We start from the raw sequence: 11347 nt of genomic DNA on the forward strand, positions 1-11347 counted from the left end.
GCCCGTCCGGCGATTGAGGACAAAGGGGTCAGGGGCGGAGCCCCTGCTACTGAGCGAACTCCGGACGTTCCGGATCGAGACGTGCCAAGCCCTCCGCAGGAGAGGACGCCTCGGCGAAGTGCCGCCGCGGTATCCGTCCCGCCCGGTACGCCAGCCGCCCCGCCTCCACCGCGTGCCGCATCGCCTCGGCCATCAGCACCGGCTCCTGCGCGCGGGTCACCGCGGAGGCGAGCATCACCGCGGCGCAGCCCAGCTCCATGGCGAGCGCCGCGTCGGAGGCCGTGCCGGCGCCCGCGTCGAGGATGACGGGGACCCCGGCCCGCTCGGTGATCAGCTGGAAGTTGTGCGGGTTGCGGATGCCGAGGCCGGAGCCGATGGGCGAGCCCAGCGGCATGATCGCCGCGCAGCCCGCGTCCTCCAGCTTGCGGGCGAGGACCGGGTCGTCGTTGGTGTACGGCAGCACCGTGAAGCCGTCGTCCACGAGGATCTCCGCGGCGTCGAGCAGTTCGACGGGGTCGGGCAGCAGCGTGCGCTCGTCGGCGATGACTTCGAGCTTGACCCAGTCCGTGCCGAGGGCCTCCCGGGCCAGCCGGGCGGTCAGGACGGCCTCGCCGGCGGTGTAGCAGCCGGCGGTGTTCGGCAGCACCCGGATGGAGTGGCGCTCCAGCACGGACAGCACGGAGCCCCGGACGCTCGCGTCCAGGCGGCGCATCGCGACGGTGGTCAGCTCGGTGCCGGAGGCGAGCAGCGCGCGCTCCATGACGTCGAGGCTGGGCGCCCCGCCGGTGCCCATGATCAGCCGGGAGCCGAAGGTGGTGTCGGCGATGGTGAGCAGATCGTCCGCCATCAGTGCTGATCAGCCCCCCTGCACTGCGGTGAGGACCTCGACGCGGTCGCCCGCGCCGAGCCGGGTGGCGGCCCACTGGCCGCGCGGCACGACGGCCTCGTTGACGGCGGCGGCGACGCCGCCGGGCGCGGAGCTCATGCTCGCGACGAGAGCGCCGAGGGTCAGGCCGTGGGGCACCTCGCGGTGCTCGCCGTTGACGCTGATGCCCATGCGGGCCTCGGGGTTGTCGGTGGGGTCGCTGGGGTTCATACGGGCAGCTCCTGCAGCGCGTTCGAGAAGCGTCGGGGGGTGAAGGGGCGGGCCTCTTCGGGGAGGCGCCCGGTGGTGAGCACCTCGGCCATGACGTCGCCGGTCAGCGGGGCGAGGAGGACGCCGTTGCGGTGGTGGCCGGTGGCGGCGTGCAGCCCGGGCAGGGCGGTCGGGCCGAGGAGGGGGGCGTTGTCGGGGGAGCCGGGGCGCAGCCCGGCGGAGGTCTCCACCAGGGGCAGCTCGGTGATGCCGGGCACCAGCTCGTGGGCGTCGCGCAGCAGCTCGTAGACGCCGCCGGCGGTGACCGTGGTGTCCCAGCCCAGCTCCTCGGTGGTCGCGCCGAGGACGAGCTCGCCGTTCTCGCGCGGCACCAGGTAGACCGGCCCGCCGCGGACGACCGCCCGCACGGTGCGGGAGAGGAAGGGCGCGTACGCCTCCGGGACGCGCAGCCGCAGCACCTGGCCCTTGACGGGGCGCACGGGCGGCAGGACGTCGGCGGGGACGCCCGCCAGCGTCCCGCTGCGGCTGCCCGCGGCGAGCACCACCTGGCCCGCGGCGACGCGGCGGCCGTCCGTGAGCTCGGCGCCCGCGGCGCGGTCCCCGGCGAGCAGCAGCCGGGCGGCCCCGGCCCGGTGGAAGGCGACCCCGGCCCGCTCGCAGGCCGTGAGCAGCGCCCGCGCGAGCCTGCGGGGATCGGTCTGGTGGTCCCCGTCCACCCGTAGCCCCCCGCGTACGCCGGGCGCGAGCATCGGCTCCAGGCGGCGGCACTCGCGGCCCGTGAGCCACTGCGAGTCCAGGCCGGAGCGCTGCTGCAGGGCGTGCAGTTCGCGCAGGTGCTCGCGGTCGTCGGCGTCGAGGGCGACGGCCAGCGTGCCGCACGCCCGGTAGCCGGTGGCGACGCCGCTGGCCTCCTCCAGCTCCGCCGTGAAGTCCGGGTAGCGGCGCGCGGAGGCCAGGTTGAGGGCGAGCAGCGCCTCCTCGCCGTAGTGCAGCTCGGTCACCGCCGCCAGCATCCCGGCGGCGACGCGCGCCGCGCCGCCGCCCGGTGCGGGGTCGGCGACGGCGGTCCGCAGCCCGCGCTGCGCGGCGCGCCAGGCGGTGACGAGCCCGATGAGCCCGCCGCCCACGACGAGGACGTCGCAGGCGGGAACGGTCGGCGCGGTCGGTGCGCCCGGTGTGGTCGTCGACGCGGCCATGAGGTGTCCAGCCCCTCCCTTCGCCGGCATGACCCGGATCAGGTTCGTACGGTCGGAGGCCGTCCAGCCTCCCTCTCAGCCCGGTCGTCCGGGCTCCCGCGAGTGCGTGCACCGGCCACCCTAGTACGCGCCGCGAACCCACCGGAAGGCCGGACCGGGGCGCCCCGCGGCGCGGGAGAAGACCCGCCGGGCGGGCCCTGGCCCCGGTCGCGCACGGCCGTCGTCCTACAGTGATCGGGTGAGCGAGCACCGGGAAGAACCTCTTGCCGCCCGTGAGCGGCGCGTCGTCATCGTGGGTGCCGGAATGGCCGGCGTGCAGACCGCGGTCGCGCTGCGCGAGCTCGGCTGGGCCGGCACCGTCACCGTGCTGGGCGCCGAGCCGCACCCCCCGTACGACAGGCCCCCGCTCTCCAAGGCCGTCCTGCTGGGCAAGGCCGACGGCTCCGCGTTCGAGGTGGACTTCGCCCTGCTGGGGATAGACCTCCAGCTCGGGCGGGAGGCCACCGGCCTGCGCCCGGCCGAGCACCTGGTGGACACCGCCTCCGGGCCGGTCCCCTACGACGTCCTGGTCATCGCCACCGGCGCCGAGCCCGTCCGGCTGCCCGGCAGCGAGGGCCTGCCCAACGTCCACTTGCTGCGCACCCTCGACGACGCCGTGCGGCTGCGTCCGGTCCTGGCCGCGCAGCACGACGTCGTGGCCGTCGGCGCGGGCTGGATCGGCGCCGAGGTCGCGACGGCCGCCCGGGAGGCGGGCTGCGAGGTGACCGTGGTCGAGGCCGCGGACCGCGTCCTCGCCGGCGCCCTGCCCGCCGAGGTCGCCGCCCGGATGGCCCCCTGGTACGCCGAGAGCGGCGCCCGGCTGATGCTCGGCGCGCGGGTGACCACCGTGGAGGACGACGCGGTCGTGCTGGCCGACGGCACGCGGCTGACGGCCGGCGCCGTGGTCGTCGGCGTCGGGGCGCGGGCCGCGACCGGCTGGCTGGAGGGCTCCGGCATCGCGCTCGGCGACGACCGCGCCGTCCTCGCCGACGAGCGGCTGCGCACCTCGCTGCCCGGCGTCTACGCGGTCGGCGACTGCGCGTCGTTCCCCTCCGCCCGCTACGGCGAACGGCTGCTCGTGCACCACTGGGACAACGCGATGCAGGGGCCGCGGACCGTCGCGGCGAACATCGTGCTGGGCCCGGCCGAGGGGCCCTCCTACGACCCGGTGCCGTACTTCTGGTCCGAGCAGTTCGGGCGGTTCGTGCAGTACGCGGGCCACCACGCCGCCGCCGACGAGATGCTGTGGCGCGGCGACCCCGCGAGCGCCGCCTGGAGCGTGTGCTGGCTGCGCGCCGGCGTCCTGGTCGCCCTGCTGGCCGTCGGCCGTCCCAGGGACCTGGCCCAGGGCCGCAAGCTCATCGAGAAGGGCGCCTCCCTGGACCGCGCCAGGGCCGCCGACGCGTCGGTGCCGCTGAAGGCCGCGGTGCTGTGACGCGCCCGGGTCGGGTCAACCCGGCTACCGGCTGTCAGCGCCAGATGGCAGGCTTGTCCCGTGACCGAGATTGACGCAAAGATCGACGCGCTTGTTCCCGCCTGGCTCAACCTCCCCGACATCGCCGAGGAGCTCGGCGTGGAGGTGACGCGCGTGCGGCAGCTGGTGAAGGAGGGCCAGCTGATCGCCGTGCGCCGAGGTGAGAACCGGGTGCTCATGGTGCCCGCCGCCTTCATCGGCGAGGGCAAGGTCGTCAAGGGCCTGGCCGGGACCCTGACGCTGCTGCGGGACGACGGCTTCAGCGACGAGGAGATGCTGGAGTGGCTGTTCACCCCCGACGAGAGCCTGCCGGGCACCCCGGCCGACGCCCTGCGGGAGAACCGCGGCACGGAGGTGAAGCGGCGCGCCCAGGCGCTCGCCGTCTGAGCCGCCGGGCAGCCCGGGGGCCCGGCCCGTTCCGGGACCCGATCCGTTTCAGGGCGCGGTGACCGCGCCCGTCAGTACCGTCCGGTGTGCGGGCGGGGCACGCCCCCGCCCGCACACCGCCGACCCGGGGGGAACCACCCGATGTCCGCCACCGCCCGCGACGCCCTCGCCGACGCCCGGCTGTACCTGTGCACCGACGCCCGCAAGCGCCAGGGCGACCTGCCGGAATTCCTCGACGCGGTCCTCGCCTCCGGTGTCGACATCGTCCAGCTGCGCGACAAGGGCATGGAGGCGGGCGAGGAGCTGGAGCACCTCGCGGTCTTCGCCGACGCCGCCCGGCGCCACGGCAGGCTCTTCGCGGTCAACGACCGCGCCGACGTCGCCCACGCCGCCGGCTCCGGCGTGCTGCACCTGGGCCAGGGCGACCTGCCGGTGCCCGCCGCACGCGCCATCCTCGGCGGGGAGGTGCTGATCGGCCGGTCGACGCACGCCGAGGCCGAGGTGGACGCCGCGGCCGCCGAGCCCGGTGTGGACTACTTCTGCACCGGCCCCTGCTGGCCCACCCCCACCAAGCCGGGCCGGCACGCCCCCGGCCTGCCCCTGGTCCGCCACGCGGCGGCCCTCGGCGCCGAGCGCCCCTGGTTCGCGATCGGCGGCATCGACCTGGGCAATCTGGAGCAGGTGCTCGACGCCGGCGCCCGCCGGGTCGTCGTGGTCCGCGCGATCACCGAGGCGGACGACCCCGCAGCGGCCGCGGCGGAGCTGGCCAAGAGGGTCCGCGAGCGCCTCTGAGGCCCGCCCGTGCCGCCCCGCGGCGGCCGGGAACGTCAACGGAGCGTCAACGGAACATGAAGATCCGTCCGCATGCCGGACGGGATACCGGCCTATCGGGCAAATCGCAGAAGTGGGTTGGGGGCCGCGGGGACCGCTGGTTAACTTGCCGGTATGGCCCTTGGTACCGCCTCCACCAGGACAGACCACGCGCGCACGGTGCGTGAGCTGCTCGCCTCAGGCGAGCGGTCGTATTCCTTCGAGTTCGCCGCCCCGAGGTCCGAGAAGGGGGAGCGCACCCTCTGGGACGCCATCCGCCGGATCGAGGCCGTCGGCCCGACCTTCGTGTCCGTCACCTACGGCGCGGGAGGCTCCTCCCGCGAGGGCACCGTGCGGGTGACCGAGCGCATGGCGACCGACACGACGCTCACGCCCGTCGCCCACCTGACAGCCGTCAACCACTCCAAGGCCGAGCTGCGCAACATCATCGGCCAGTACGCCGACGTCGGCATCCGCAACATGCTCGCCCTGCGCGGCGATCCGCCCGGTGACCCCATGGGCGAGTGGGTGCGCCACCCCGAGGGCCTGCACTACGCCGCCGACCTCGTGAGCCTCATCAAGGAGTCCGGCGACTTCTGCGTCGGCGTCGCCGCCTTCCCGGAGATGCACCCGCGCTCCACCGACTGGGACACCGACATCCGGTACTTCGTGGACAAGTGCCGCGCGGGTGCGGACTTCGCCATCACCCAGATGTTCTTCTACCCCGAGGACTACCTCCGGCTGCGCGACCGGGTGGCCGCCGCCGGCTGCGACACCCCGATCATCCCCGAGATCATGCCCGTCACCAACGTCCGTCAGATCGAGCGGTTCGCGCAGCTCAGCAATGCCGCGTTCCCCCCGGCGCTGGCCGAGCGGATCCTCGCGGTCAAGGACGACCGGGCCGCTGTACGCTCGATCGGGATCGAGTACGCCACGGAGCTGTGCGCTCGGTTGATGGCCGAGGAGATTCCCGGGCTGCACTTCATTACCCTGAACCACTCCACGGCGACGCTGGAAATCTACGAGAATCTGGGACTGCACCAGCGGTCCTGACGGCCGGCCCCTCGAAGGCGCCGGCCACGAGAGGGGCGTAAATGGGCTGGACGGTCCTCTACATCGCGTTCGGCGTCGTCGCGCTCTGGCTGCTCGGCGAAGTGCTGCTGCAGTACAAGGCGCGACTGCGCTGGCGCCTCCTCGCCTTCGCCGGCTTCCTCGGCGTCGTCGCGGGCGTCGTCATCCCGTCCGTCGCGGTCATCGCGGCGGGCGCGGTGGCCTTCGCCGTCGGGCAGACGTACGTGACGCTCTCCTTCCGCCGGGGCTTCTCCCGCGGCTGGGCGCTCCGCCGGGACAAGGCCGGCAACGCTGACGACGCAGGCGAGTTCGACAAGTCCGGTACGGAAGAGAAGTCCGGTACGGGTGGTAGGTCTGGAAGGGGTGTCAAGTCCGGTAGGCGTGCCGGGAAGCCGGCCGCCGAGGACGATGCCGTGAAGGAGCCGCGCGCCGGCCGCCGCCGCAGGACGGAGCGGTCGGAGGCCCCGCCGCTCGACGAGACCGCGGCCATGCCCGCCGTTCCCCCGCTCGCGGAGCCCGCGTGCGACCCCGGCCCGCCCGGCGCCGACCACCAGCAGCACGCCGTCCCCGCCCCCGGCACCACGGGCGACGCGGCCTACGGCGGCTACGGCGACAGCGGCTACGGCACCGCCTCCGCTCCCGCACCGGACCACGGCCCCGCCCCGTACGCCGACCCCTACGGCACCCAGGTCCCGGCGGCGCCCGGCGCACCCACCGAGCCCGGTCAATTCGACTACGGGCAGGGACAGTACGCCGCGTACTCCGACCCCTACATCGGCAGCAGGCAGCAGGCCTACGAGCCGTACGACTCCTACGGGCAGTACCAGCAGCCCGCCCCGCAGCCCTACGGCATGGGCGGCCACCCCGCCGAGGCCTACGCGCCCGCCCCGCAGTACGACACGGACACCCCGCCCGGCGGCGTCTGGGTGCCGCAGCAGCGCGACGGCGACTACCCGCCCGTCCCGCAGGGCTACGCCCAGCAGCCCTACCCCGGCTACCCCCAGCAACTCCCCGGACAGGGGCAGGGACAGGCGCCGGGCTACGGCGAGCAGTACAGCGAGCACCACAACGAGCAGCCCCGCTACTGACCGTCCGCTACTGACCGTGGGCCCCGCCGCTCCCGCGGCGGGGCCCACGCGGGCAACCGCCGCCTACTGGGAGCCGCGCCAGTCCGCCCCGGAGACGATCAGGCCCGCGGCCATCGTCCCGGACATCCCCGCGTGCGCCAGCCCGCCGCCGGGGTGGGCGAATCCGCCCGCCAGGTACAGGCCCGGCAGCGACGTCGCATTGGCGGCCCGGAGGAAGGCTCCCCCGGCACCGGCCAGCACCGGTGCCGGAACGCCCCCGCCCTCGGCGCCCGTGGCGCGCTCGGTGTCGGCGGGCGTGCGCACCTCGTGCCACAGCAGGCGCTCCCGCAGCCCCGGCAGCACCCCTTCCGCGGCGTCGAGCACGCGCTCGGCGAAGGCGGCCGCCGTCGCCTCGTCGCTCCAGTCCACCGGGCCGTGCGGGGCGACCGTGGCGGTCAGCGTGACGGCCTCGTGGCCGTCGTCCGGGCGGACGTCCGGATCGTCCGGGCGCAGTACGGTCACCGTCGGCCGGTAGTGCAGCGCGGCGGGGCCGCGCGCGCCCTCGCCGAAGATCCCCTCCAACTCCGCGCCGCGGTCCGGCGCGTGGATCACCGTGCGGTGGGCGGTCGCGGCGGGCCGCGCCCCGCGGAGCGCCAGGAAGAGCGTGAAGCGTCCGGGCGGCACCGGCGGGCCGGGCCGCACGGCGGGCCCGCAGGCCGCCGGGGCGAGGCGCCGCAGCAGCCCGGGCGAGACGCCGGCGACCACCGTGTCGGCCTCGGCCGTGCGCCCGTCCGCCAGCTCCACCCCGGCCGCGCGGCCGTCCTTCTCGACGACCGCCGTGACCTCCGTGCCCAGGGCGAACTCCACCCGGCGCGCCAGGCACCGCGCGTGGACGGCGTCGGCCAGGCCGCGCATCCCGCCGCGCACGTACCAGCTGCCGAAGGTCTGCTCCATATACGGCAGGACCGTCGCGCTCGCGGGGGCGCGGCGCGGATCGAGCCCGTACGCCAGGGCGTGGCTCTCCAACAGGGCCGTGAGCCGGGGGTCCTTCAGCTCCCGCCCGGCGACGGCCGCGAGCACGGGCGGGGTGCTCCGCCGGAACAGCCCGCGCTTGCGCAGCCCCGGGTAGGGGTCGTGCCCCAGGGCCTCCAGATACTCGGGGTCGTCGAGCAGGGGCTCCTCCAGCAGGGGGCGGCGCGTGGCGTCCCACACCGCGCGCGCCCGGTTCACCAGCTCGCTCCAGCGCTCGCCCGCGCCCGCGCCCACGGCCTCGTCGAGGGCCTGCACCACCCCGGCCCGGGAGGCGTTGGGCAGGGCGACGGAGGTGCCGTCGGCGAAGACGTGCGCGCTCGCCGGATCCACCTGGACCAGGCCGACGCTCTGCTCCAGCGACTCCTTGCCCGTCTTGACGAACAGGTCGCGGTACACGGCCGGCAGGTGCAGCAGCCCCGGCCCCGTGTCGAAGGCGAAGCCGTCCCGGGTCATGCGCCCGACGCCTCCGCCGTGCGTCGCCGCCTTCTCGTACACCGTCACCCGGTGGCCCGCGACGGCCAGCCGGGCGGCGGCAGCCATCGCGCCCATCCCGGCGCCGATCACCGCAATCCGTGCCATGGGGGCGACTTTATCCGGCGTCGCCGACGGCACCGGCAGCGCCGGGCGGCACCGGTCCGCAGGGCCCGGACGAGGGGTTCCGGGCGGGGCGTGCCTGGGGCTGAACGCCCAGGGGTGAGTACCTGTACTCAGAGGAGGAGATGAGTAGGCGCGCGGATGGGCCGGAGGCCCGCCGGGCGGAAGAGTGGTGCCCACGGAAGGGGCGCGGCGCCGGTACCGCCGGCACGGGGCTGCGGAACGGCGCGGCACCCCCGACGTGACCGGGGGGCGGGGGCCCCGCAGGGGGGTTCGGGGGAGCACACGGGGGAACGCCGTTCCGGAGGCGGCCGAGGGGGATTCGGCCGCCTCCGGAACGGCACCGCCGCGCTAGCGGACCACGCCGCCCAGGCGTCCTTGTAACACCCGCGCCAGCGACGCGTGGACCTCGTCCACCGACCGCTCCGGCTGGAACGACTGCCAGTCCAGCGCCGTCACGAGCACCATCCCGAACAGCGCGGACGCCGTCAGGGCGACGTCGGACCCGGCCGCCGGGTCGTCCTCCGCGGCCGCCTCCCGCAGCACGGACTCGATCACCTCGACCGCCTGCTGCCGCACCCGCGTCAGCGTCGGGCGCCAGGCCCGGTTGGTGCGCCACAGCTCGGCGACGTAGAGCTGGGCCAGCGCCGGGCGGCGCGCCACGAAGTCCAGCCCGGCGCGGATCATCGCGTCCAGCGCCTCGGCCGCGCCGCCGCCGCGCTCGGCCGTCTCGTCGGCCGCGGCCCGCAGCGCCCCGGTCAGCAGCTCCATGCCGTGCCGCAGCAGCTCCTCGAACAGATCGGTCTTGCTCGCGAAGTTGTAATAGACGGTGCCCTTGGCCACCCCGGCCCGTTCCGCTATCTCGTCCACGGTGGTGGAGGAGAAGCCCTGTTCGGCGATGAGGGTCACCGCGGCGTCGAAGAGCTTTCGCCGGGTGTTCTGACGGCGCGTACTGCTGCTGTCCATGAGGTGATTCTCCCTGCCCGCCCCACGGCCCCCGCGCCTGCGTCAACCTCGCGTGGCCGCACGGGTATTCGTGCAGGCCGGAGCCCTCGCCCGGAGCGCCCCGCACGGCGCCGCGCCGGGCCGGGCGGCCGCGTCGTCCCGGCCCCCGGCACGGCCCATTAGGCTGGGGCGCACGCAACCGTTCGCCACCGCCGAGGAGCCACCCGCCGTGTCAGACCCGCTGCGCCCCCGGGCGTCCCTGCGTACCGCCGTGGTCTGGGAGGTCCTGCGCGACGCCCTGGACCGCCGGGTGAAGGCCGCCGGCCCGGACGGCGGCGTGCTGGACGTGCTCGACACCGGCGGCGGCTCCGGCCACTTCGCGGTGCCCGTCGCGGCGCTCGGCCACCGCGTCACCGTCGTCGACCCCAGCCCCAACGCCCTCTTCGCGCTGGAGCGCCGGGCCGCCGAGGCCGGTGTCGCCGAGCGGGTGCGCGGCGTCCAGGGCGACGCCCACGGCCTGTTCGACGTGGTGGACCGCGGCGCCTACGACGTGGTGCTGTGCCACGGCGTCCTGGAGTACGTGGACGACCCCGCCGAGGGCGTGCGCAACGTCATCGAGGCGCTCCGCCCCGCCGGCACCCTGAGCCTGCTGGCCGCGGGCCTCGGCGGCGCCGTCCTCTCCCGTGCGCTCGCCGGGCACTTCGCCGAGGCCCGCCAGGTCCTCACCGACCCGGCCGGCCACTGGGGCGCGGGCGACCCGATGCCGCGCCGGTTCACCGCCGAGCAGCTGACGGAGCTCGTGACCGCCGCGGGCCTGGAGGCGGGCGCCGTGCACGGCGTGCGCGTCTTCGCCGATCTGGTGCCCGGCGTGCTGCTCGACGCGGAGCCCGGGGCCCGGGAGGCGCTCGCCCAGCTGGAGGCCGCCGCGGCCGCGCTGCCGGCCTTCCACTCGGTGGCCACCCAGCTGCATGTACTGGCCGAACGTGGCTGACTGCGCGCTGTAGGTCACACACCACCCGATCAGCTGGTTCGCCCCGTATGATCGGGGGACGCCGTCCGGCATGGCCGTTCGGCGAACCGGGAATGTACGTCCCGACACCACCGATCGCCACACGGACATCGGTGGGCGGATTGGCGCAGAGGGGCGGGTTTCACGGGGGCGATTCCCTGCCTATCCTGAAAGGGTCGCACCCGGTCGCCCCCCGCGACCGACGAGTAGGAGGACTCCGTGCCGCTCTCGGAGCACGAGCAGCGCATGCTCGAGCAGATGGAGCGAGCGCTGTACGCCGAAGATCCCAAGTTCGCGACAGCGCTCGAGGGCAGCGGCCTGCGCACGTACACCCGGCGACGGGTCTACCAGGCGGTCGCCGGGTTTCTGGTGGGTATCGCGCTCTTGATGACCGGCGTGATGATTCAGGGGCAGTACTGGATCAGTGTGGTCGGCTTCCTCGTCATGCTGGGCTGCGCGGCGCTCGCCGTCACCGGCTGGCGCAAGGCGCCCAGGCCCGGTGCGCAGCAGGGGACGGGCCCGGCGGGGCCCCTGGGCGGCCGTGGCCAGATGCGCCCGCGCCGCAGCATGATGGATCGCATCGAGCAGCGCTGGCAGCGCCGCCGCGACGAGCAGGGCCACTGAGAG

The 11347-nt window shown here is 75.3% G+C and carries 12 protein-coding genes and 1 riboswitch; of the genes, 7 read left to right on the top strand and 5 right to left on the bottom strand.

Going from position 1 to position 11347, the window contains the following annotated elements; all coding sequences use genetic code 11:
- Positions 1-46: 46 nt before the first annotated feature.
- The 3 genes from NQU55_RS32070 to thiO all read right to left on the bottom strand — a co-directional run bounded on the left by NQU55_RS32070 (position 47) and on the right by thiO (position 2292).
- Positions 47-847: a thiazole synthase gene (locus tag NQU55_RS32070; protein ID WP_058044806.1), complete on the bottom strand. Its 801-nt coding sequence runs from the start codon at positions 845-847 to the stop codon at positions 47-49.
- A gap of 9 nt (positions 848-856) precedes the next feature.
- On the bottom strand, positions 857-1096 hold the full coding sequence (gene thiS / locus NQU55_RS32075) for a sulfur carrier protein ThiS (protein WP_240976094.1): 240 nt from the start codon (positions 1094-1096) through the stop codon (positions 857-859).
- Positions 1093-2292, bottom strand: a complete 1200-nt coding sequence (gene thiO, locus NQU55_RS32080) for a glycine oxidase ThiO (protein ID WP_168091008.1) — start codon at positions 2290-2292, stop codon at positions 1093-1095. The genes thiS and thiO overlap by 4 nt, the downstream gene beginning before the upstream one ends.
- A riboswitch (TPP riboswitch) is annotated at positions 2291-2402 on the bottom strand. (Overlaps the previous gene by 2 nt.)
- Positions 2403-2530: 128 nt before the next feature.
- Between thiO and NQU55_RS32085 the strand changes: the two genes are divergently transcribed.
- The 5 genes from NQU55_RS32085 to NQU55_RS32105 all read left to right on the top strand — a co-directional run bounded on the left by NQU55_RS32085 (position 2531) and on the right by NQU55_RS32105 (position 7161).
- Positions 2531-3766 (top strand): NAD(P)/FAD-dependent oxidoreductase, encoded by a 1236-nt coding sequence (locus NQU55_RS32085; RefSeq protein WP_372504854.1) that lies wholly within the window; start codon positions 2531-2533, stop codon positions 3764-3766.
- A 60-nt stretch (positions 3767-3826) separates the two neighbouring features.
- Complete coding sequence (locus tag NQU55_RS32090; RefSeq protein WP_256791626.1) at positions 3827-4192, top strand: Rv2175c family DNA-binding protein; 366 nt, start codon at positions 3827-3829, stop codon at positions 4190-4192.
- Positions 4193-4333: 141 nt separating this feature from the next.
- A complete protein-coding gene (gene thiE, locus NQU55_RS32095) occupies positions 4334-4984 on the top strand; it encodes a thiamine phosphate synthase (RefSeq protein WP_168096921.1) in 651 nt (216 codons plus the stop codon).
- Positions 4985-5137: 153 nt separating this feature from the next.
- Positions 5138-6055, top strand: coding sequence for a methylenetetrahydrofolate reductase [NAD(P)H] (gene metF, locus NQU55_RS32100; protein ID WP_256791627.1), 918 nt, complete (start codon positions 5138-5140; stop codon positions 6053-6055).
- A 41-nt stretch (positions 6056-6096) separates the two neighbouring features.
- Positions 6097-7161 (top strand): chromosomal replication initiator protein DnaA, encoded by a 1065-nt coding sequence (locus NQU55_RS32105; RefSeq protein WP_168090798.1) that lies wholly within the window; start codon positions 6097-6099, stop codon positions 7159-7161.
- A 63-nt stretch (positions 7162-7224) separates the two neighbouring features.
- Here the strand turns inward: NQU55_RS32105 and NQU55_RS32110 are convergent, their stop codons facing one another.
- Positions 7225-8751, bottom strand: coding sequence for a phytoene desaturase family protein (locus NQU55_RS32110; RefSeq protein WP_168090799.1), 1527 nt, complete (start codon positions 8749-8751; stop codon positions 7225-7227).
- Between the two features lie 366 nt (positions 8752-9117).
- Positions 9118-9732 (bottom strand): TetR/AcrR family transcriptional regulator, encoded by a 615-nt coding sequence (locus tag NQU55_RS32115; RefSeq protein ID WP_168090800.1) that lies wholly within the window; start codon positions 9730-9732, stop codon positions 9118-9120.
- Between the two features lie 208 nt (positions 9733-9940).
- On the opposite strand from NQU55_RS32115, the gene NQU55_RS32120 reads away from it, so the two are divergent.
- Both NQU55_RS32120 and NQU55_RS32125 read left to right on the top strand, forming a co-directional pair.
- Positions 9941-10702, top strand: a complete 762-nt coding sequence (locus NQU55_RS32120; protein WP_168090801.1) for a methyltransferase — start codon at positions 9941-9943, stop codon at positions 10700-10702.
- A 237-nt stretch (positions 10703-10939) separates the two neighbouring features.
- The gene (locus NQU55_RS32125) at positions 10940-11344 is read left to right on the top strand and encodes an SCO2097 family morphological protein (RefSeq protein ID WP_168090802.1); all 405 of its coding nucleotides are present in this window, start codon (positions 10940-10942) and stop codon (positions 11342-11344) included.
- The last annotated feature ends 3 nt before the right edge of the window (positions 11345-11347 follow it).

Origin of the sequence: Streptomyces telluris (genome assembly GCF_024519335.1) — a bacterium.
GTDB lineage: Bacteria > Actinomycetota > Actinomycetes > Streptomycetales > Streptomycetaceae > Streptomyces > Streptomyces telluris.